The sequence below is a fragment of the Pseudogracilibacillus sp. SE30717A genome, from assembly GCF_037071985.1.
Classification (GTDB): domain Bacteria; phylum Bacillota; class Bacilli; order Bacillales; family Amphibacillaceae; genus Pseudogracilibacillus.
Genome location: NZ_JAXHDF010000002.1, coordinates 199,998 through 221,063 on the forward strand (window position 1 = coordinate 199,998; position 21,066 = coordinate 221,063).

Annotated in this window: 22 protein-coding genes and 1 pseudogene; 22 read left to right on the forward strand and 1 reads right to left on the reverse strand. The window is 32.7% G+C overall.

From position 1 onward, the window contains the following. Nucleotides 1-52: 52 nt before the first annotated feature. The 9 genes from SPD48_RS03760 to SPD48_RS03800 all read left to right on the forward strand — a co-directional run bounded on the left by SPD48_RS03760 (nucleotide 53) and on the right by SPD48_RS03800 (nucleotide 10,812). Nucleotides 53-1,195: an acyl-CoA dehydrogenase family protein gene (locus tag SPD48_RS03760; protein ID WP_336256727.1), complete on the forward strand. Its 1,143-nt coding sequence runs from the start codon at nucleotides 53-55 to the stop codon at nucleotides 1,193-1,195. Nucleotides 1,196-1,273: 78 nt separating this feature from the next. Next, entirely contained in the window at nucleotides 1,274-2,608 is a 1,335-nt protein-coding gene (locus tag SPD48_RS03765) for an acetyl-CoA carboxylase biotin carboxylase subunit (protein ID WP_336256728.1), read from the forward strand. 24 nt (nucleotides 2,609-2,632) lie between these two features. Next, on the forward strand, nucleotides 2,633-2,845 hold the full coding sequence (locus SPD48_RS03770; RefSeq protein ID WP_336256729.1) for an acetyl-CoA carboxylase biotin carboxyl carrier protein subunit: 213 nt from the start codon (nucleotides 2,633-2,635) through the stop codon (nucleotides 2,843-2,845). A 16-nt stretch (nucleotides 2,846-2,861) separates the two neighbouring features. Next, the gene (locus tag SPD48_RS03775; RefSeq protein ID WP_336256730.1) at nucleotides 2,862-3,644 is read left to right on the forward strand and encodes an enoyl-CoA hydratase; all 783 of its coding nucleotides are present in this window, start codon (nucleotides 2,862-2,864) and stop codon (nucleotides 3,642-3,644) included. Between the two features lie 15 nt (nucleotides 3,645-3,659). Next, nucleotides 3,660-5,189, forward strand: coding sequence for an acyl-CoA carboxylase subunit beta (locus SPD48_RS03780; RefSeq protein WP_336256731.1), 1,530 nt, complete (start codon nucleotides 3,660-3,662; stop codon nucleotides 5,187-5,189). A gap of 160 nt (nucleotides 5,190-5,349) precedes the next feature. Further along, on the forward strand, nucleotides 5,350-5,820 hold the full coding sequence (locus SPD48_RS03785; RefSeq protein ID WP_336256732.1) for a flavin reductase family protein: 471 nt from the start codon (nucleotides 5,350-5,352) through the stop codon (nucleotides 5,818-5,820). Nucleotides 5,821-5,917: 97 nt separating this feature from the next. Then, nucleotides 5,918-9,565 carry a dynamin family protein gene (locus SPD48_RS03790; RefSeq protein WP_336256733.1) on the forward strand — a complete coding sequence of 1,216 codons (3,648 nt, stop codon included), beginning with the start codon at nucleotides 5,918-5,920 and terminating at the stop codon, nucleotides 9,563-9,565. Then, nucleotides 9,546-10,427 carry a 5'-3' exonuclease gene (locus SPD48_RS03795; protein WP_336256734.1) on the forward strand — a complete coding sequence of 294 codons (882 nt, stop codon included), beginning with the start codon at nucleotides 9,546-9,548 and terminating at the stop codon, nucleotides 10,425-10,427. The genes SPD48_RS03790 and SPD48_RS03795 overlap by 20 nt, the downstream gene beginning before the upstream one ends. 67 nt (nucleotides 10,428-10,494) lie before the next feature. Next, on the forward strand, nucleotides 10,495-10,812 hold the full coding sequence (locus SPD48_RS03800; protein ID WP_336256735.1) for a rhodanese-like domain-containing protein: 318 nt from the start codon (nucleotides 10,495-10,497) through the stop codon (nucleotides 10,810-10,812). A 71-nt stretch (nucleotides 10,813-10,883) separates the two neighbouring features. Here SPD48_RS03800 and SPD48_RS03805 read toward each other — a convergent pair whose 3' ends face one another. Continuing rightward, nucleotides 10,884-11,543, reverse strand: a complete 660-nt coding sequence (locus SPD48_RS03805) for a L,D-transpeptidase family protein (protein WP_336256736.1) — start codon at nucleotides 11,541-11,543, stop codon at nucleotides 10,884-10,886. A gap of 417 nt (nucleotides 11,544-11,960) precedes the next feature. Between SPD48_RS03805 and SPD48_RS03810 the strand changes: the two genes are divergently transcribed. The 13 genes and pseudogenes from SPD48_RS03810 (at nucleotide 11,961) to SPD48_RS03870 (ending at nucleotide 21,063) form a co-directional block, all read left to right on the forward strand. Next, nucleotides 11,961-12,359 carry a VOC family protein gene (locus tag SPD48_RS03810; protein ID WP_336256737.1) on the forward strand — a complete coding sequence of 133 codons (399 nt, stop codon included), beginning with the start codon at nucleotides 11,961-11,963 and terminating at the stop codon, nucleotides 12,357-12,359. Nucleotides 12,360-12,732: 373 nt separating this feature from the next. Next, nucleotides 12,733-13,068, forward strand: coding sequence for a GNAT family N-acetyltransferase (locus SPD48_RS03815; protein ID WP_442962102.1), 336 nt, complete (start codon nucleotides 12,733-12,735; stop codon nucleotides 13,066-13,068). A gap of 499 nt (nucleotides 13,069-13,567) precedes the next feature. Then, a complete protein-coding gene (locus tag SPD48_RS03820) occupies nucleotides 13,568-13,873 on the forward strand; it encodes a hypothetical protein (RefSeq protein WP_336256738.1) in 306 nt (101 codons plus the stop codon). Between the two features lie 476 nt (nucleotides 13,874-14,349). After that, on the forward strand, nucleotides 14,350-14,562 hold the full coding sequence (locus SPD48_RS03825; protein ID WP_336256739.1) for a helix-turn-helix transcriptional regulator: 213 nt from the start codon (nucleotides 14,350-14,352) through the stop codon (nucleotides 14,560-14,562). After that, entirely contained in the window at nucleotides 14,559-14,987 is a 429-nt protein-coding gene (locus tag SPD48_RS03830) for a hypothetical protein (protein ID WP_336257007.1), read from the forward strand. The genes SPD48_RS03825 and SPD48_RS03830 overlap by 4 nt, the downstream gene beginning before the upstream one ends. Before the next feature lie 301 nt (nucleotides 14,988-15,288). Next, entirely contained in the window at nucleotides 15,289-15,741 is a 453-nt protein-coding gene (locus tag SPD48_RS03835; RefSeq protein ID WP_336256740.1) for a GNAT family N-acetyltransferase, read from the forward strand. Between the two features lie 65 nt (nucleotides 15,742-15,806). After that, a pseudogene (locus tag SPD48_RS19900) lies at nucleotides 15,807-16,379 on the forward strand (tunicamycin resistance protein). 580 nt (nucleotides 16,380-16,959) lie between these two features. Further along, nucleotides 16,960-18,867, forward strand: a complete 1,908-nt coding sequence (locus SPD48_RS03845; protein WP_336256742.1) for an endonuclease MutS2 — start codon at nucleotides 16,960-16,962, stop codon at nucleotides 18,865-18,867. A 254-nt stretch (nucleotides 18,868-19,121) separates the two neighbouring features. Continuing rightward, nucleotides 19,122-19,262 carry a GNAT family N-acetyltransferase gene (locus SPD48_RS03850; protein ID WP_336256743.1) on the forward strand — a complete coding sequence of 47 codons (141 nt, stop codon included), beginning with the start codon at nucleotides 19,122-19,124 and terminating at the stop codon, nucleotides 19,260-19,262. 298 nt (nucleotides 19,263-19,560) lie between these two features. Then, nucleotides 19,561-20,061: a GNAT family N-acetyltransferase gene (locus SPD48_RS03855; RefSeq protein WP_336256744.1), complete on the forward strand. Its 501-nt coding sequence runs from the start codon at nucleotides 19,561-19,563 to the stop codon at nucleotides 20,059-20,061. Between the two features lie 235 nt (nucleotides 20,062-20,296). Beyond that, nucleotides 20,297-20,593 (forward strand): GrpB family protein, encoded by a 297-nt coding sequence (locus SPD48_RS03860; protein WP_336256745.1) that lies wholly within the window; start codon nucleotides 20,297-20,299, stop codon nucleotides 20,591-20,593. 56 nt (nucleotides 20,594-20,649) lie between these two features. Continuing rightward, nucleotides 20,650-20,811 carry a hypothetical protein gene (locus tag SPD48_RS03865; protein WP_336257008.1) on the forward strand — a complete coding sequence of 54 codons (162 nt, stop codon included), beginning with the start codon at nucleotides 20,650-20,652 and terminating at the stop codon, nucleotides 20,809-20,811. Between the two features lie 33 nt (nucleotides 20,812-20,844). Beyond that, nucleotides 20,845-21,063 (forward strand): hypothetical protein, encoded by a 219-nt coding sequence (locus SPD48_RS03870; RefSeq protein WP_336256746.1) that lies wholly within the window; start codon nucleotides 20,845-20,847, stop codon nucleotides 21,061-21,063. The last annotated feature ends 3 nt before the right edge of the window (nucleotides 21,064-21,066 follow it).

Genomic DNA, 21,066 nt, shown 5'->3' on the forward strand with positions numbered 1-21,066 from the left:
TAACATAGGTAACATTTTAAAAATGTTAAAAATGATATACAGGAGGAAAAAGATGAACTTCGAATTTACTAAAGAGCAAGAGATGATTCGGAAAATGGTAAGAGATTTTTCAGAAAACGTAATCAAACCTCGTGCAATTGAAATTGATAAAGAAGCAAAATTTCCGGAAGACATTTTTAAACAAATGGGTGAATTAGGTCTCATGGGTATTCCTTTTCCCGAAGAGTATGGGGGAGCTGGGGGAGATACGGTTTCTTATGCTCTTGCAGCGGAGGAGATTGCTAGAGTATGTGGTAGTACAGGTCTAAGTTATGCTGCGGCAGTTTCACTCGGTGCAAGCCCGCTTTATATGTTTGGTACAGAGGAGCAGAAGCAACAGTACTTAGTTCCGTTAGCATCTGGAAAAGCACTTGGATCTTTTGGGTTAACTGAACCTAATGCTGGTTCCGACGCAGGTGGCACTAAAACAACTGCAGTTGAGGATGAAGACGATTTCATTATTAATGGCGAAAAATGCTTTATTACAAATGCTAGTTTTGCCGAAACGTTAATCATCACTGCTGTCACAGGTAAAAATGATAAAGGTAGAAATATCATCTCAGCGATTATTGTTCCTACAAATGCAGAGGGCGTAACGATTACTAGCAATTATGATAAAATGGGTGTACGTGGTTCCGATACTGCAGAAATAGTGCTTGATAATGTTCGGGTTCCAAAAACAAATCTATTAGGTGATCCTCAGGCTGGTTTCAAACAATTTCTCACGACATTAGATGGGGGCAGAATTTCTATCGGTGCATTGGGAGTTGGAATAGCCCAAGCTTCTTTAGATAAAGCACTAAGTTATGCAAAGGAGAGAACTCAATTTGGTAAGCCGATCTCCTCTTTTCAAGCAATTCAATTTAAATTAGCCGATATGGCAATGGAAGTAGAGTTAGCTCGAAATATGGTAATAAAAGCAGCCTGGTTAAAAGATAATAACAAATCCTATTCAAAAGAAGCCGCCTACGCTAAACTGTTCGCAACGGAAACGGCTGTGCGTGCAGCAGATCAAGCGATACAAATACATGGAGGTTATGGTTATATGCGTGAATATGAAGTAGAGAGATATTTACGTGATGCCAAATTACTTGTTATTGGTGAAGGTACTTCTGAGATTCAACGAGTTGTTATAGCAAGGCAACTTGGTTGCTAGGAAATGATATTTGATCATTTAATTGATGTTGAACGCGCTTACACAAATTGTTTTTCCGTGTAGAGAGGAGAGTGTGCAGTGATTAACAAAATACTGATTGCCAATCGGGGAGAAATTGCTAGTCGAATTATTCGTACATGTAAAAAGATGAATATAAATACGGTCGCCGTTTTCTCTGAAGCTGATGAATATGCTCCATATGTAAAGCTTTCGGATGAAAATTATTTATTGGGCGCTTCCCAAGTAAATGAGAGCTACTTAAATATTGATAAAATTATTCAAATAGCAAAAAAGGCTAATGTATGTGCAATACATCCCGGATATGGTTTTATGAGTGAAAATAGTCAGTTTGCTGCGAAGTGTAAACAAGAAGACATTATTTTTATTGGTCCCGATACAGATATTTTAAGTAAAATGGGAGATAAAATTATCGCAAGAAAATTAATGAGTAAATTTGGTGTACCTGTAATTCCTGGAATGGATGAGGCAGTAGCTGATGTTGAATCTGCAATAGAAGCTGCAAATCAAATTGGATTTCCTGTAATGTTAAAAGCATCCGCCGGCGGTGGTGGAGTAGGAATGCAAGTTGTTAATAATGAGTCAGAATTAGAAACTGCCTTTGAAAATAACTCTAAACGTGCAGCTACTTTTTTTGGTGATGGCTCTATGTTTATTGAAAAGTTATTAGAAAATGCGAGACATGTTGAGGTACAAGTTTTAGCAGATGAATTTGGAAACGCCATCCATTTGTTTGATAGAGAATGTTCTATCCAAAGAAGAAATCAAAAAGTAATCGAAGAAGCGCCTGCCATCTTTTTATCTGAACAAGTAAGAGAAGAAATGGGAGAGGTTTCTGTTAATGCGGTAAAGCAGCTTGGATATACAAATGCAGGTACAATCGAATATTTAGTTGATGAACAAGAGAACTTCTATTTTTTGGAAATGAATACAAGAATTCAAGTAGAACATCCAATTACTGAAGAAATTACAGGGATTGATTTAGTCGAACAACAAATCAACATTGCCAGCGGTAAAAAATTAGATGTTACTCAAAGCGAGATTAAGAAGACAGGACATTCAATCGAAGCTAGGATTTATGCAGAAGATCCTAAGACATTTTTTCCTTCACCTGGAAAAATTGTTGTTTATGAAGAGCCTGTAAATGACTATATTAGAATCGAATCTTCAGTTAAAAAGGATAGTAATGTAACTCCTTTTTATGATCCTATGATCAGTAAATTGATAGTCTACGGACGTTCAAGAGAAGAAGCAATTTCCCGCTTGAAAGAAGCATTATTAAATTATAGAATTGAAGGTATTAAGACAAATATCCCTATGCTACTAGAAGTAATAAACCATGAACAATTTATAGTAGGTAATACACCGACTAGTTTTGTTAAACAATATTTTTAATGAACAAATTGGAGGAGAGCTATGATGACAGAAGTAAAGGCAAGTATGGCAGGAAACATGTGGAAAATTGTTGTAAAAGAAGGAGATACAGTTGACGCAGGTCAAGATGTTGCAATTCTTGAATCAATGAAAATGGAAATTCCAATCGCAACAGAAGAGGCAGGAACAGTGAAAGAAATTAAAGTTAATGAAGGAGATTTTATTAACGAAGGAGATGTAATTGCTATTATCGAATAATGATGGGAGGAATAAGATGTCTACTCTCGTTTCCTTTGTTAAGGAGGATAACTATATTGGCATCATCACATTGAATCGACCAGAAGCGGCTAATGCGCTATCTGTCCAGCTTCTAAATGCATTAAATAATGTTCTTTATCAAATTGAAAACGATCAATCATTACGCTGTATCATTATTACAGGGGCAAAAGGAAAAGCGTTTTGTGCGGGTGCTGATTTAAAAGAGCGTCGTGGCATGTCCGACGATAAAGTGATTCAAACTGTCAACTATATCGGCGAGACAATTACTCGAGTGGAACAACTTTCCATTCCAGTAATTGCCGCTATTAATGGAGTTGCTTTTGGTGGTGGCTTAGAGTTAGCTCTTGCTTGTGATATACGAATTACGACAAATACTGTCAAAATGGGGTTAACTGAAACTTCGTTAGCCATTATACCAGGAGCAGGAGGAACACAGCGATTAGCGCGATTAATTAGCCCCGGGCAAGCTAAACGACTTATCTATACTGCACAACCTATAGATGCCAAACAAGCAGAAAAAATTGGTCTTGTAGAAATTGTTGTAAACAATGATCAACTTGATATCGAAACTAAAAACATAGCGAATCAAATAGCTGCCAATGGTCCAATTGCTATTAAACAAGCAAAAGCATCTATTAATTTAGGTATGGAAACAGATCTACGTACCGGTTTACATATAGAACATTTATGTTATAAACAGACAATTCCAACAGAAGATAGACTAGAAGGTTTACAAGCTTTTAAAGAAAAAAGAAGACCTGAGTATAAAGGGAATTAAAGTAGGAGGAGTCCTATGTCATATATTAATGAATTTCACGAAAAGCAAGATAAGATAAAGCAGGGTGGGAAAGAAAAATATCATCATGCAAATGAGGCGAAGGGAAAATTATTCGTACGTAAACGATTAGAGCTCTTATTTGATGAAGACATAGAAATTGAAGATGCTTTTTTTGCGAATTGTATGGAAGATGATCTCCCATCAGACGGGGTTGTTACAGGAATTGGGAAGATTAATGGCCAATCAGTCTGTGTGATGGCAAATGATTCAACAGTAAAAGCAGGCTCATGGGGTTGGCGTACTGTTGAAAAAATTATTCGGATTCAAGAAACAGCTTTAAAATTAGAAATACCTATGATCTATTTAGTCGATTCGGCAGGAGCGAGAATTACAGATCAAATCGAAATGTTTCCAGGCCGAAGAGGAGCAGGTCGAATTTTCCATAACCAAATAAAATTATCGGGGAGAGTTCCACAAATCTGTTTGCTTTTTGGTCCATCAGCTGCTGGAGGAGCTTATATTCCGGCGTTTTGTGATATCGTCGTCATGGTAGAAGGAAATGCTTCCATGTATCTAGGGTCTCCTAGAATGGCTGAAATGGTTATCGGTGAAAAAGTTTCCCTTGAGGAAATGGGTGGAGCAAAAATGCATTGTTCTGTCTCTGGGTGTGGGGATGTAATGGTCAAAACGGAAGAAGAAGCCATTGACTTTGCACGTACTTATTTAACATATTTCCCACCAAATTATAAATCTACGCCACCCAAACGAGCAGCTCATGAAGCAAAATCATTTGAAAAATCTATAAAAGACATTGTACCTGAAAACCAGAATGCACCTTTTAATATGCATGATTTAATCGAACGGATGGTTGATGCAGACAGCTTTTGTGAAATTAAAAAGTTATTTGCTCCCGAATTAATCACAGGATTAGCACGGATTGATGGAAGAGTTGTAGGTATCATTGCTAATCAACCTCGGGTAAAAGGAGGCGTACTATTTCCAGATTCTGCGGATAAAGCTGCTAAATTCATCCAACTTTGCGACGCCTTTAACATTTCACTGTTATTCTTAATGGATGTACCAGGATTTATGATTGGAACACGCGTAGAACAGCAAGGAATCATTCGCCATGGCGCTAAAATGTTAGCGATGATGAGTGAAGCGACCGTTCCAAAAATATCTGTCGTTGTTCGAAAAGCATATGGTGCGGGCTTATATGCAATGGCAGGACCTGCATTTGAATCAGATGCAACCCTAGCTTTTCCTACCGCACAAATTGCTGTAATGGGTCCGGAAGCAGCAATTAATGCGGTTTATGCCAATAAAATTGCTTCCCTTCCAGAAGAGGAAAAAGCAAGTTTTATTAAGCAGAAACAACAAGAATATAAAGATGATATTGATATATACCGGCTTGCTTCTGAATTGGTCGTCGATGCAATTATCGATCCAGATAAAATTCGGGAAGAGCTTTCAGCACGGTATGCAATATACGAATCCAAAAACGTAATGTTTACGGAAAGAAAGCACGGAGTATATCCTGTATAACTTTATCAGTTTTGACACCTTGATTTTATATAAAACAGGGTGTCTTTTTATATTTACAATAATATTATTATGTAAACTAGAAAGCAAATAAATTTAAAACATGTATAAACAATGGTATTCTTTAATAAATAGGTGTGATTAGAAAGGGTTGGGAATTTGAATGGATGAAAGATTGTTTCGCGATGCTATGGGAAAATTTGCAACCGGTATTACTGTTGTTTCTATAAAAGATAACGATCGTTATACTGGGATGACAGTAAATGCATTTATGTCAATTTCTTTAAATCCCAAGTTAATTGCAATATCGATAGATGAACGTGCAGGGATGTACGATAAATTAAAAAGCAGTAAAAAATTCGGAGTCAGTGTTTTAAAGGAAGATCAAAAAGATCTCTCCAAGATTTTTGCCAGACAAAAAGAGCAAGATCAAGAAATTGCCTTTATTGAACAAGACGGAGTTCCCGTAATTAAAAATTCATTAGCAACCATTTCTTGTGAAACAGAACAACAAATAAAAGCTGGTGATCATTTAATATTCATTGCCAAAGTAACAGATATAAATATTCAGGACGGCGAACCAATATTATATTTCGGTGGAAACTATCGAACAGTTAATCCACATAAATTATAGAGTCTTTGTTTAAAAGACTCTTTTTAATTGGACTAGAAAAAGCCATATTCTTCTCGTATAATAAGACATATGATAGATAGTTAAAGGGGAATGTATGTTGAAAGTTGCACAGAAGAAATTAACAGCTCTAACAGATAATCATTTTGCATCGCTCTATGATACATTAAAAAATAACGGCGATCAAAAAAACGCAGATAAAATAATTGATTTATATGATAAAAAGAATAACAAGCAATTTAATATATGCTTTTCGGGCCATTTTTCAGCAGGGAAGTCATCCATGATTAATTACCTGCTTGGAATGGATGTATTACCTAAAAGTCCCATACCGACAAGTGCAAATATCGTTCAAATTACATCAGGTGAAGGAGTAGCTCGAGTATATTTTACAAATACATCTCCAGTCGAGTATGAAGAACCTTACGATATTGACATGATTAAAGACTTTGCGATGGATAAAGATACAATTAAGAAAATCGAAATAAGTACATCTGATGCTATTTTACCTAAAAACTGTTCGATATTAGATACACCTGGTATAGATGCAGCAGATGATGCCGATCGTTTAATGACCGAATCTGCACTTCATATTGTTGATATCCTTTATTATGTAATGGATTATAATCACGTTCAGTCAGAAGTAAATCTTTACTTTTTACAAGAAATACAAAATAAAAATATCCCTTTTTATATCATTATAAATCAAGTGGATAAACATAATGATGAAGAACTTTCTTTCACAGAGTTTGATAGTAAAGTTAAACAAACGTTTGATCAATGGAATATTTTTCCGAATAAAATTTATTACTCTTCTGTTATCAATGAACAAGCCGAACATAACCAGATCAAGATGATTAAAGAAGATTTATATGGATTATTAACTAGTCGTTCTTCTTTTTCCGATCGAATAGACGTCGCTGTGAATGAACTTATTGAAGACCATAAAAAGTTTTTGGAAGAAGAGAATACAAATGAATTAGCAGAGTTAAACATGGATAGTAAGGATGCATTTGATGTACAACAATTAGAAACAATTAATTCAAAAATAAAAGAAATTAAAAACCGTAGTATAGAATTTCGCAAAGAGTTTGAAGATGAGATTAACCAAACGTTGAAAAATGCATATTTAATGCCGGCAAAACTGCGTGATCAAGCCGGACTTTTTTTGGAATCTCAGCAAAAAGATTTTAAAGTTGGCTTTTTAAATTCTAAAAAGAAGACAGAAGAAGAAAAGGAAATACGTTTAGATTCATTTTTAAACCCATTACAAAAAACGATTGAATCAACCATTCAATGGAAATTAAGAGATAAGTTTATCCAGATGTTACATGATTATCATATCAATGATGAATCATTAAGGGAAAAAGCACAGCAAATTGGTGTTGCATACGGTAAAGATCATTTGATTTCTTTCCTTAAAGATGGTGCTACAATAAATGGAAACTATATTTTAAACTATACAAATGATATAAGTAATGATATTAAAACACGTTTCAGACAGCAGGCTAATAAATTACTTCAAACCATTGAAGAAGTATCTAGTAAGAGTTGGAAGCAAGAAATTGAAATCTATGAGACCGAAAAAACAAAATATGAAGGGCTCCAACAAATAGCTGAAACAAAAGAAAAGTTAAATGAACAGTTAAATGAGCAAATTACATTTCTAGACAGTTTACTCGAAAATCCGTGGAACAATAGGGAATTAATCACTCAATTACAAGAATTAATCAAAGCACGAAAGGTATTTTCTAAAGAGAAAACCCCTACTAGAAAAGATCCACAACCATTAACTGAGCAAACAGAAGTTTTACCAATTGAACCTGCAAAAATCCCAAGGGTTTCTACAACCTCCATTGAAGACGTGGTAGAAACAATTGAAAAGGTAACAAATGAGTTAATTGAATTAGATGGATTTATCAGTATTGTTAACGATTTAAAAGAAAAGCAAGACAAATTGGGAAACAGAGAACTGACAATCGCTTTGTTTGGAGCATTTAGCGCCGGAAAATCTTCTTTTTCAAATGCTTTGTTTGGAGAACAGATTTTACCTGTATCTCCTAATCCAACGACTGCGGTAATCAGTAGGATATCACCGGTAAATGACAAACATACACACGGTAATGTCATCATCACTCTAAAAGATGAAGACACATTAGTAAATGATTTGAAAACAATCACAAAAGATTTATCACCGACAGAAGATTCGTTCGAGGGGATCATTAACTGGATTAAACAACATCAAATACATGAACATCCAGAGCTGACTAAAACATATCAATCTTATTTACTCGCTATTTTAAATGGTTATGAATTGCGTAAAGATCAATTAGGAAAAACAATTTCAATTCAACTAGAAGAGTTTGCTGCTTTTGTTACGGATGAATCCAAAGCATGTTATATTGAGACAGTAGATCTATATTATGATTGTGATTTAACAAGAAAAGGGATTACATTAGTTGACACACCTGGAGCAGACTCCGTCAATGCAAGGCATACAAATGTCGCTTTTGATTATATCAAACAGGCTGATGCTATCATTTATGTAACCTATTATAACCATGCAATTACTAGTGCTGACAGAGACTTTTTAATTCAGCTGGGAAGAGTTAAAGAAGCATTTGAGTTAGATAAAATGTTTTTCATTGTGAATGCTTCTGATCTTGCACAAGATAAATCTGAATTAGCACTTGTATTAAACTATGTAGAAGAGCAATTATTACAATTTGGGATCAGACATCCAAAGATTTTCCCAGTATCCAGTAAAGCTTCTTTAGAAGAAAAAGTGAATCATCTGCCATTAAATGAAGAGATGAAAAACTTTGAAAATGACTTTTATACATTTATTGAAGAAGACTTAGCTGCATTAACAATCCAAGCAGCGATTTGGGATATTAATCGTGCTAAATTAACATTAAGTAATTTTATTACTTCAGCAAACTTAGATCAAAGTGTAAAGAAAGAGCATATTGAGCAGTTAAATAGTAAAAGAGAAACATTTAAACATATTATTAATAACACAAATACAGATGTATCAGGACAACGATTAAAAGAACGGATTGAGCGCCAATTACATTTTGTTCTTGAACGTCTTTATATTCGATTTCATGATATGTTTACAGAACATTTTAACCCGACAACAATTACTAAATCGGGAAGACAGGCAGTTTCTGAACTAGAGCATAACAGAAATCAATTTATCGATCATGTCGGATATGAGTTATTGCAAGAAGTTCGAGCTGTTTCTTTACGGATAGAAGCTTATATTAAAGAATTATTAAAAAATACATTTGAACAAATTCAAGAAGAGATTACAAGAGTAGATCAAACATTTATTATCCCAAGTTTTAAGGAGCCTTCTATCGATACACCTGAATACGAGCAAGCATTTAATAGGATTGATATGAAACTATTTACTGACGCATTAAAAGTATTTAAGAATACTAGATCATTTTTTGAACAAAACGAGCGGGAAAAAATGAAAGATAAATTTTATGAAGCACTCCAGCCTTTAGCTAAAAAGTATCTTGATTTACAAAAATATACGATGGAAGATAAATATGAAAGTCAATGGGATCAAGAAACAGATATTTTAAAAGAGCGAATTGAATCTGAAATTAACTCAGTCATCGATCAAAATATTAAAGTATTAACAGAAGTAGTCGATGTAGATATGCTTAAATCAAAATACAATCAGCTGGAAGCGATGCTGAGTGTTATATATGAGGATGACAAAAGTGAAAAATAAAATTTTATTGGTTGATGGGATGGCATTATTATTTCGTGGTTATTATGCAACGGCATATAGCGGTAACTTTATGAGAAATAGTGAAGGTATGCCGACAAATGGAGTCCATCAGTTTTTAAGGTATTTTTTAGATGGGATTAACACATTTAATCCTACACATGTAGTGTGTTGTTGGGATATGGGAAGTAAAACGTTTCGTACTGAATTATACGATCAATATAAAGCAAATAGGGGAGCACCACCGGAAGAATTAATTCCTCAATTCGATTTAGTAAAAGAAGTAGTAGATATATTTAATGTACCTAATATCGGACTTATAAACTATGAAGCGGATGATATAATTGGTTCTCTGTGTAATCTGTACAAAGATGATCACGAATTAATCATCCAAACTGGTGATTTTGATATGCTCCAACTAGTCCAAAATAATGTGCAAGTAGCCATTATGAAAAAAGGTATCGGTAATTATGAAGTATTTGACCATAAAAACTTTTATGAAAAAAGAGGTCTCTATCCTCATCAAATAGTTGATTTTAAAGGATTTACAGGAGATTCAGCAGATAATTATCCAGGCGTCAAAGGTATTGGTGAAAAGACTGCTTTAAAATTACTACAAACGTATGGCGCAATAGATACTATTTTAGACAGCATGGAAGAGTTGACTAAAGGAATTCAGAGTAAACTGAAAGAGAATATGGAAATGTTTCACCTATCAAGACAATTAGCCGAAATTAAATGTGATCTTTCTTTAAGTTGTATATTGGAAGATGCGAGAGTAAATTTTGATATCCCATTTATTGACGAGCAAATTAAAACATTAGGAATACGTTTTCGTCCAGTGGCTGAATTGATTAAAGCTTAAGTGCTGGTCAAATAAATATATATCCTTTAAAATATGTTTGTAATGCATTTTAATTGGGGGTTCAAGCATGGAAATATATATAAATCATATTACAAACGAGGAGCTAGAGCAGAAACTAGAAGAAAATACAATTGTTATCCTTGATGTTCGTGAAACAGAAGAATATGCTCAAGGCCATATACCTGGTTCAGTATTAATTCCTTTGGGACAATTGGAAAAAAGATGTAATGAATTAAACAAAGATCAAGAAATTTTTATTATTTGTAAATCGGGTGGCAGGAGTAATCAAGCATGCTTCATTTTACAAGAAAATGGTTTTGAGGATGTATATAATGTACTACCCGGAATGGCAGGATGGACAGGACCAATTGATTCTAATTTTTAATAGAAAAAGTTTTAAGTATCTACGTACATAGAAGATACTTAAAACTTTTTTTGATTTTTAAATAATCAACATTACTCTAATAATCCAAGTAAAAAATATTCACGAAAAGAGACTACTCCATTTACAGATAAATTTTTCATTTTTTGAAATTCCCTGACTGCTGCCTCTGTTTTAACCCCGAATATTCCATTAATTTCTCCATCATATAATGTTAGACCTTTTAATCGTTGTTGTACTAGCTGAACTAAATTACCTTTTGATCCAACCGATAAATTTTTATATTCTCCCTCGCCAACTCCCATTATCGGACCTTTAATATATACAGGTGTATTAACAGTAATCATTTCATATAATTCTTCTACATCCTTGTTTTGCATGCGAATACAACCACTACTAACATTTTCTCCAATTAAATAAGGTTTATTTGTTCCATGAATTCCATAAATTCCCCAAGGAACATTTAACCCTAACCATCTGGAGCCAAATCCGCCACCCCAAGACAATGCCTTTTCAGTTATTTTATATGTGCCGATTGGTGTAGGAGAGAGATCCGATCCAATTGCAATATCATAATTCTTTTTTTCCTTATTGTTTTCAATCACAGTTAGTTTCTTCTCAAATAAATCAATGTTTATTACAATATCTTGTTCTGCATATGCATAATTACTACTTGTAAATAAAATAGAAAAAAGGAGAAAAGTTTGAATAAAAACTGAATATGTCTTAGTCATTTTACACAACCTTATTAAATAATTCTTCAATATGAAGTGTGCCAATAACTTTTTATATTATTCATCTAAAAGGCAAAAAATGTTTTAAAAAAAGCATGTTAATTATTAGTTAATATATGTATATCTTAAGCTGTACATAATATAATACATTCCTTTTAATGCGATAAACTTTTTTATAGAGATCGATGTATAAAATCTACAGTATTTAATACTTAATGAAGATGTCGAATATGGAAAAATAAATGATATTGTTACAGAATGATTTGAATGATAGATTAATTATGAATAACAAAATTTGATAAAAATAATCCATTTCGATACTATGTTCGTAAAGATTTACTTCCATCCATTACCAGTACGATAAAGAATATATAACAAATTGATTGTAGACACCATCAAATATAAGGAGCTGGAAAAATGAAAAAAGTTACACCTTTTTTAATGTTTCAAAATGGCAAAGCAGAAGAAGCAATGAAATATTACACATCACTCATTGAGGATTCAGAAATTACTACGATTTACCGCTATGGAGCAAATGAAACTGGAGAAGAAGGAACGGTAATGCATGCGACCTTCTCCTTAAAGGGACAAGAATTTATGTGCATTGATAGTAATATAAAGCATGGGTTTTCCTTTACACCTTCATTTTCAATCTATATCACTTGTGATTCCGAAAAGGAAATTAATCATCTTTATGAACAGCTTATTACAGATGGACAAGAACTTATGGCCTTAGGTGACCACGGTTTTAGCAAGAAATTTAGTTGGATAAATGACCGATACGGTGTCTCGTGGCAACTGAATCTTCCAAAATAAATGTTGTTCTATTGCGTGATTTAGTACGATTTTCAACATGCCGAGATAGCAGAATTAAGTTAACATCAAACATAGGCTTAAAGCTTGAACGGATAAGGAATAAATTAATGAAATAAAAAAATTTAGCCTTGTTACCACCATCGGACATAGTATCGAATAACGCTGATCAATCCCCGGGCTAATTACCGAACAAGTGGGTTTCTATTAATACCTTGTTGAAAAAATTAAATTTATTAAGTGGGTGGGGTAATGAAAGTTAGCTTAACCAAAGCAACAAATAATGATGCAAAAGTGCTTTTTGACATGCAAGTTGAAGCTTTTATAAAAGTACCAGGATTACGAAACAAATCCTGCAAATGAGACTTTGAATAGAGTGATAACGAGAATTAATAATCCTAATGGCGATTTTTATAAAATAGTTGCTGACAATATACTTGTTGGTGCGATCTACGTTTTTTGGAGGAAAAAAGTACAATATTGGATAAGTCCAATGTTTATTCTACCTCTATATCAAAGTAAAGGAATAGCTAAGAGGACTATAACTTTAATTGAAGAAATGTATCCTCAAGCAACAACTTGGGAATTAGCTGCAATATCAGAGGAAAAGCGGACTTGTTATTTATATGAAAAAATGGGCTATAACAAAACCGGTATTAGTAAGAAGATAAACGATAATGCAACGCTTATTTTTTATAAAAAGTTTTGTTGAACAAAAAAGAGTAATTATTGAAGTAGCATTGTGTGTGAATTGAGACAAATAGCAGAACAAATTTCCTAAGTTAATTCGGAGAGGGAAATGTGAATAAAATTCCCACTTATTATAAGATAGCAATCATTATTTTTAATTTTCCGCTAACGGGTGCCTTTCTTGAATAAAATCCTTTACATAAAGGAGCAATAATATAGATAATTTAAATTATGGAGGAGGGGAATTTCTTCTTTCTTTAAATCATCCTTATAGGAAAACGTCGGTTACAGAAGGGTGGCAACCTAATATTGAACTTTTAAGAAGTAATTTAGAGCCACTAGGAGTAAAGCTGGCTCCAATAGGTGAAGATGACCTCATTGATTATGCCGATAACAGTTTTGATATTATTATCAATAGACATGAATCTTTTAATGTTGGAGAGGTAAAACGAGTCCTAAAACCAAACGGCGTTTTCATTACACAACAGGTAGGCGGATTAAATGGAAACCGTTTATCAAATATGCTTATTCCAAACTTTCAGCCACAATTCGAAACATTAAATTTAGAAAATACGGTAGAAGATCTTAAAAAGTATAATTTTGAGATTATATTCGCTGATGAATACTTTCCTTTTCATAAATTTTTTAACATGGAAGCTCTCATTTACTATGTAAAGGTGATAGAGTGGGAATTCCCAGAGTTTAAAGTAAAAGATAACTTTAATGAACTGATGAAAGCCTACAATGAATTAATAAGAAAAGGCTATGTATTAAATTATGAACATCGTTTTATCATGGTTGCAATAAATGGAGAACTTCAAAAGTAATAATACGTACGCTCGCGATGTGGTTTATATAGGGAGAGCAACTACCTTAGAGTTATTACGGCTGTTGAAGTGCCAGGAATAATAATGCTACCGGTTACACCTTACAGTGGTGAAAACCGGTTATTTTTTTACTCAAATTTCCTTAACGTTGAAATTCACGTTTTGCTGGTGGTACCCAGGTGTTAGCTTCTCAATGTCTAGACGCAAATTTCTCGGAAATGGGATCAGAGATCAGTTTAAATTCAAGTAGGCGACCTCGGCTATAGAATGCTTTGCATTACGACGACAAAACAATTAAAGCGTATTTGAATTATCGTGTAGAAAATCTTTAGTGCATGAGGGATATTATAATATCTGAATTGGATAATCGTATTTTTAATTTTGACTTAAATGCCATTAGATAACTTTTACTATGTAATATATATATTGAATATTGTAATTTATATGTTACAATAATATTGAGGTGGTTAGTATAGATGAAAAATAATGTAAAGATAGCTCGTGTTCAAATAGACTTAACCCAGCAGCAATTAGCAGAAAAAGTTGGTATCACTCGTCAGACGGTTAGTTTAATTGAAAAAGGAAAATATAATCCTTCCTTGAAATTGTGTCTTGCGATTTGTGATGTCGTACATAAAACGTTAGATGAGTTATTTTGGGTGGATAAGGAGGACCGAACGGAATGTTGAAAAAAATTACCGATGAACGATTAAAATTGCAAAACTTGAAAAATATTAGGATATTATTTTTAGTACAAAACATTGGAATTATAGGCATATTAGGGTATGATTTGGTCACTAAAGGACTGGAAGGAATGACAGAAAATCCATTATGGTTTGTTTTTATGATAACCATGGTAGTATCTTTATATTTATCCATGAGCATAAGTGTAGAACACGAAACCAATTCAAAGCACCCCAAAAAAGGACTTAATATTTCGATTTTAATATTAGTGATTATTTCTGCTGTGATTGGAATTTTTGTATCAATTACCGACGGATTTAATGTTCGTGATGGATTAATTATGGGTGGAATATTATTCATTTGTGGTCTAATTCCTGTAATTTATCTTTACTATTTACGGAAAAGACGATCAGAAGAAAATGATAATTAATGTAAAACTTTAATATGGACACCTAATTTGTCTTTGTTTCAATTTTATCTTCTATTAAGAAATGAAAATTATTTTATTCTAAAATGAGCTGTTGAATGTCTATAGTAAGAAAAGGCTATGTATTAAATTATGAACATCGTTTTATCATGGTTGCAATAAATGGAGACCATACATAACTGCATTAAAAGATACAATTAATGAATTATTATAGTACCTTAAAAAAATATCAATTCACTTAGTAGCCTGGTATTAGATTAGGCTTTCCTTCTAAAAAGAAAATTTAAATGATGAGGTATAAAAAATGAAACTCATTTCGGTAAAAGAAAATCCAGAATTTATGAACAAAGCAATTAAATATTTTCAAAGTAAATGGGCAAGTGAAGAAAGTATGATGTTATATGAGGATAGTATAACACATTGTATTGACCCTTATAATCCGTTGCCACAATGGTATTTGTTGATGGATGACAATAAAATAATTGGTTGTGCGGGTCTTATTACTAATGATTTTATTAGCCGAATGGACTTATATCCTTGGCTGTGTGCCTTATATATTGAAGAGGAATACAGAGGGAATGCTTATGGTGCTATTTTATTGGAAAAGGCGAAAAAAGACGCAAAGAATGGCGGTTTTTACAATTTATATCTCTGTACAGATCATATCGGTTATTATGAAAAATATGGATTTGAATATATTGGTATAGGCTATCACCCGTGGGGAGAGAATTCACGTATCTATAAAACAAGGGTATAGAAAGACTTGGAGAAATGTAAAGAGAGTTAACTGGATCTCTAATTAAATAGAGACAGGTGATTTAGTTGATTATTTGGGTTAATGGGGCTTTTGGTTCAGGGAAAACACAAACTGCTTATGAATTACATAGAAGGATTTCTAATTCATTTGTGTATGATCCAGAAATTATCGGATTTTTTATCGGTAAAAATATTCCTAAAGAACTTTGAGGGATTTTCAAGATTATACTATCTGGCGTGAGTTAAATTACAATATCCTTAAATACACGGATAGCGAATAGAAGGGATTATCGTACCAATGACTAGTTAATCCCCAGTATTTTGACGAAATAATTGGCAAACTAAGATCTGATGGGACTACAGTCAACTGCTACGGGCTACTAAGGAAACTTTAGAAAAGAGATTAAAAAGTAGGGGAGAAACAAAAAATTCATGGGGGGCAAAACAAATAGATAGATGAATAGAAGGGTTATCAAATGACGTATTTCAATATCGTATAGATACAGAAAAAATGACTATTGAAAAGGTTGCTGAAACAATAGCTTCAATGTCAAATATTCATATACTTCCAGATCAGAGAATAAGGTTAGGAAAAAACGGGATAAGATTAAAACACAACTAAAGCAAATTCGTTTTTAATTATCTTTGCCATATGTTGTGTTTCAATGTAAGTTACTTTTATAGGAAGAATGCCGATGACTATATTGAAAAACTGATAAGAGACCAAAGAGATCCTTACGCCACTTCTTATTATGAAAAATAAAGTTGACATTCTTTATTAAACATGAGTACAATATTATTTGTAAGATTGATTTCAATGAGAAAAAATATTCAATAAAATATGAGGTGTCTTTGTGAGTGTATTAGGTTCTAAATAGGAAAAAATTAAAATTGAAATAAATGTAATGCGGAATAGGGTTTTTTCACAAAAGTGTACCCTTTATTTCAGCATGGATTTATTTTGAATCCTGTGAAGATACCTTTTATACTTTATAAATTGTGCAATTACTGTAGGAAAGCTATAAACATTATAAATAGCTTATTTCTGTGTATATTGCATATTCCTATAAATATAAAAGCTACGGTATCCCCGTAGTTTTTTTGCTTTATCTAAATTTCAAAGTATAACTTTTATCTACCGACCGACACTCATTGGAATCAATTATAAAGGTATCTTCATGTATGATGTTAATTTAATCATTTCGTGAGGAGAATAAAAATGAACGAGAAAACTTTTGAGAAGCTTCAATATAATGAGTTGAAAAAAATTGTACGTTCTTATTGTGTAAGCGGATTGGGAAAAAATATGATAGAAAAATTAAATCCAAGTACGAATTTAACTGTAGTTCAAAATCGCTTAGATGAGACTACTGAGGCACGAGCGATATTGGATACAGGAAGTCAAGCTCCTTTTTTAGGGGTTTCTAACATTGAAAATATTATTGAAAAACTAGAAAAAGGTGTTATTTTAGAATCGAATGATTTGCTTCGTATATCGGATTTTTTAAGAGGCTGCAGAAAAGTTAAAGAATTTATGCTTGATAAAGAATTTTTTTCTCCCATACTTGCATCTTATGCGAATTCAATGACAGATTTTAGCAAAACAGAAGAAGAAATTAATTTTTCCATTAAAGGTAATAGGATTGACTCTAGTGCAAGCAAACAATTAAAGAAGGTACGACATAGTATTGATTTAACGGAAGAAAAAATTAAAGAACGTTTAGATAAATTTTTAAAAAGCGGTGCTAATAAAAAATATATCCAAGAGTTCTTAGTAGTTAAGAAAGATGATAAATATACTATTCCAATTAAAGCTTCCTTTAAAAATCAAGTTTCCGGATTAATTGTAGAGGTTTCTTCTAAAGGCTCCACAGTTTTTATCGAACCAAATACAGTTACAAAGCTAAATGGAGAGCTTGCAAATTTGAAAGCTGAAGAAGCAATGGAAGAATATCAAATATTAGCAACTTTGTCAGGAATGATATTGGAACACATTCATGAAATAAAGATAAATATGGAGCTTATCAGCCAATATGATATGGTGTTTGCAAAAGCAAAATTTAGTAAACAAATAGATGGTATCGAACCAAAATTAAATGATCATGGCTATATCAAGTTAGTTGGTGCAAAACATCCACTATTAACAGGGGAAGTTGTACCATTAGACTTTAAAATTGGGAAAGAGAACCGGAGTTTAATTATTACAGGACCGAACGCTGGTGGAAAAACAATTGTACTAAAAACAATAGGTTTATTAACATTGGCAGTAATGTCTGGATTCCATATTCATGCTAAAAAAGAAACGGAAGTAGCAATATTTGAAAATATTTATGTTGATATTGGCGATGATCAAAGTATAGAAAATGCACTAAGTACTTTCTCATCCCATATGAAAAATATTTCAGAAATCATGAGAGCTTCAAATAATAACACACTTTTACTGTTTGATGAAATAGGAAGTGGGACGGAACCGAATGAAGGTGCAGCACTTGCAATTTCTATTTTAGAACAATTTTACCATATGGGATGTATTACAGTCGCAACAACACACTATGGAGAAATTAAACGTTTTTCTGAGTTGCATACTGATTTTATGAATGCGGCAATGCAATTTAATAGTGAAACATTAGAACCATTGTATAAATTACTGATAGGGGAGTCAGGTGAAAGTAATGCACTTTGGATTTCTAAAAAAATGAATGTCCAAGAAAATGTGTTAAAGAGAGCAAAAGAATATATGAATAATAAAGACTATCATTTGGGACTTGTGAATGAAGATAAAATAAGGAAGCCAAAATCCAAACATCTTAAAAAGAAAATTGAAGAAAAGTACGACTATAAAAAAGGAGATCGTGTAAAATTATTAGAACATGATGATTTTGGTTTAGTATATAAGGAAATGGATCATTCGCATAATATTGTTGTTTTTTTTAATGGAGAATTTATTGACGTAAATGTAAAAAGACTTGCACTAGATATACCAGCGAGCAAAATGTATCCGGAAGGTTATGATTTAGACAATTTGTTTATTGACCATCAAACTCGGAAAATGCAGCATGATATTGAACGTGGTTCAAAAAAAGCCCTTCGAAAAATACAAAAAGAAATTAGAAATAGTAGAGGTTGAGGGAAAATGAATATAACAATTATCACGCAACGGAAGAGGTTGTGAGAAATGCATTTTTAAATGAAGAATTCAGTGATGGGAGAGAAGATGATATACTTGTATAGTAAATCAGACAGTCTGATGGATTTATTCCAGTACTTTCATTAGTTGCTGTATATCAATAAAATTATGTTTATTGGTCATATCCTTTTATCTAAAAATATAATTGTAAATGGTGACAAAACGGTGGATTCTTTAAAACTTGCCCTATATCTGTGATATCGGTATATCAGAAAAAAGGGATTGGAGGTCGATTAATTCGTGCTGCGACAAAAAAGGCGAAAGAAATGGGCCTCCATTCTATATTTTTTTATGACTATCCCAAATTTGGCTTTAAACCAGCAAGCTTTTGGTAGGGGGTATTAGGAAGCTTTATTAACTTATTCAAATAATGGGGACGATTATATATGATAACAAAGAGCGCTCAAGTAGGATTGGTTCCTATTCTTATTAATTCCAACCTTAACGGAGTACGGTTTTAGTTTCATGGATAAATATAAATGTTTTAAATAAGATTTAGAAAAAGTGTACTTAAAAGAAGGAAATTTTTATTAAATAGTAAAATTACTATAATATTGATTATTAAAGGTAGTTCAGTAGAAAATTTGTTTTTAGTAGGACATTAAATTAAATCACTGATAGGTGGTAATTTAGGTGAAAATTATAATTAAGAAATTGCAAGTTGAAGATTTTGATAATTTATTTGAATTCGAATATAAAAACAGGGATTACTTTGAAGAAATGGTTCCGAGCCGTGGAGATGACTACTATAACTTTGAGGTTTTTAAACAAAAAAACAAAGCACTATTGGATGAACAAGCACAAGGGTTATCCTACTTTTACTTAATTAAGAATAAAGAAGGTATAATTGGACGGATAAACTTAGTAGATATTGAAAAACCACGGGGTGTTTGTCAGATCGGATATAGAATCGGAGAAGCATATATTGGAAGAGGCGTTGCTAGTAGAGCCTTGAAGCTATTATTAGAGAAGACAACAAAGCTAGGTATAAGACAGATATCAGCGAAGACAACAACTAATAACATAGCATCTCAGAAGGTCTTGGAGAAAAACGGATTTAAATACTCAGAAACCGCTGATGAAGTATTGAATGGGAACAATTTGTCTTTTGTTTATTATATTTGGGAGAAATAGGAGAGAGCTTCTTCTACTATACTAGCTAATAGAATTATTGTTCTAACAGTGCTTTAATACAATAATTAGATCGTTAAAATGGATCTTTTTTATTTAAAGTAGAGTTTATCACTAATCCAATGGACTATAGTGATGTAAGCAGTAATAAAAGAAACCTTCTAACAGATGAACATGATGCATTCGCATATATTCTTAATGAGTGAAAATGCATTATAGTGAGGAAAAGAGGACGACGATGGAACGTGTAAACTTTTATAATCAAAGAAATTTTAAATGTGATGCGGAGAAAACTTTCATCTCCCAAAAGAATCTTATCCATGAGCTTATACCGAATGCTGATGTACAACACGTTGGTAGCACTGCAATACCACACAGTCTTACTAAAGGAGATTTAGATATACAGGTTCGTGTTTCCGAAATTCAATTTAATAAAGCTGTCAAAGCACTCTCTGCTATGTATGAATCCAACGAGGGCAGTATAAAAACAAATAGTTTAGAGCATTTAAAGATGATACGGCTACACCTCCTTTAGGTATACAACTGACTGTTATAGGCTCTGAATTTGATTTCTTCTGGAAGTTTCGAGATATTTTACTACAAAATGATCAGTATCGAAATGAGTATGATGAATTGAAAAAGAAGTTTGAAGGACAAGATATGGAAGTTTATAGGGAGGCGAAAAATGATTTCTTTAGCAAGATTATACAAACTCCTGAATTTATGCAATTAAAAAGCGATGCTGATATATAGTTAAAATTCTTTCCTAAAAAAGGAGAGATTATGTTGAACGAAACTACTCATACTAATGAGTTTAAGAATACGATAGATGCTGTTAATCATCTTACAGAAGATGATGCTAAATCATTGTTAAAATTAATCTATGAATTTGTCGATACTGCTATGACGGGAAATGGCGGAGATAAAGTGAAATTAGAGGTTGTAGAAAAGGTATCAGATATTTATAAACGTATTCCATATTTAAACGAGATAAGAAATAAATAAAAA

Excerpts from the sequence above, each read along its gene's own strand:
- SPD48_RS03760 (WP_336256727.1), top strand. The coding sequence starts at position 53 with ATGAACTTCGAATTTACTAAAGAGCAAGAGATGATTCGGAAAATGGTA.
- SPD48_RS03770 (WP_336256729.1), top strand. The coding sequence starts at position 2,633 with ATGACAGAAGTAAAGGCAAGTATGGCAGGAAACATGTGGAAAATTGTT.
- SPD48_RS03775 (WP_336256730.1), top strand. The coding sequence starts at position 2,862 with ATGTCTACTCTCGTTTCCTTTGTTAAGGAGGATAACTATATTGGCATC.
- SPD48_RS03780 (WP_336256731.1), top strand. The coding sequence starts at position 3,660 with ATGTCATATATTAATGAATTTCACGAAAAGCAAGATAAGATAAAGCAG.
- SPD48_RS03785 (WP_336256732.1), top strand. The coding sequence starts at position 5,350 with ATGGATGAAAGATTGTTTCGCGATGCTATGGGAAAATTTGCAACCGGT.
- SPD48_RS03795 (WP_336256734.1), top strand. The coding sequence starts at position 9,546 with ATGACAAAAGTGAAAAATAAAATTTTATTGGTTGATGGGATGGCATTA.
- SPD48_RS03800 (WP_336256735.1), top strand. The coding sequence starts at position 10,495 with ATGGAAATATATATAAATCATATTACAAACGAGGAGCTAGAGCAGAAA.
- SPD48_RS03805 (WP_336256736.1), bottom strand. The coding sequence starts at position 11,543 with ATGACTAAGACATATTCAGTTTTTATTCAAACTTTTCTCCTTTTTTCT.
- SPD48_RS03810 (WP_336256737.1), top strand. The coding sequence starts at position 11,961 with ATGAAAAAAGTTACACCTTTTTTAATGTTTCAAAATGGCAAAGCAGAA.
- SPD48_RS03820 (WP_336256738.1), top strand. The coding sequence starts at position 13,568 with ATGCTTATTCCAAACTTTCAGCCACAATTCGAAACATTAAATTTAGAA.
- SPD48_RS03825 (WP_336256739.1), top strand. The coding sequence starts at position 14,350 with ATGAAAAATAATGTAAAGATAGCTCGTGTTCAAATAGACTTAACCCAG.
- SPD48_RS03835 (WP_336256740.1), top strand. The coding sequence starts at position 15,289 with ATGAAACTCATTTCGGTAAAAGAAAATCCAGAATTTATGAACAAAGCA.
- SPD48_RS03845 (WP_336256742.1), top strand. The coding sequence starts at position 16,960 with ATGAACGAGAAAACTTTTGAGAAGCTTCAATATAATGAGTTGAAAAAA.
- SPD48_RS03860 (WP_336256745.1), top strand. The coding sequence starts at position 20,297 with ATGGAACGTGTAAACTTTTATAATCAAAGAAATTTTAAATGTGATGCG.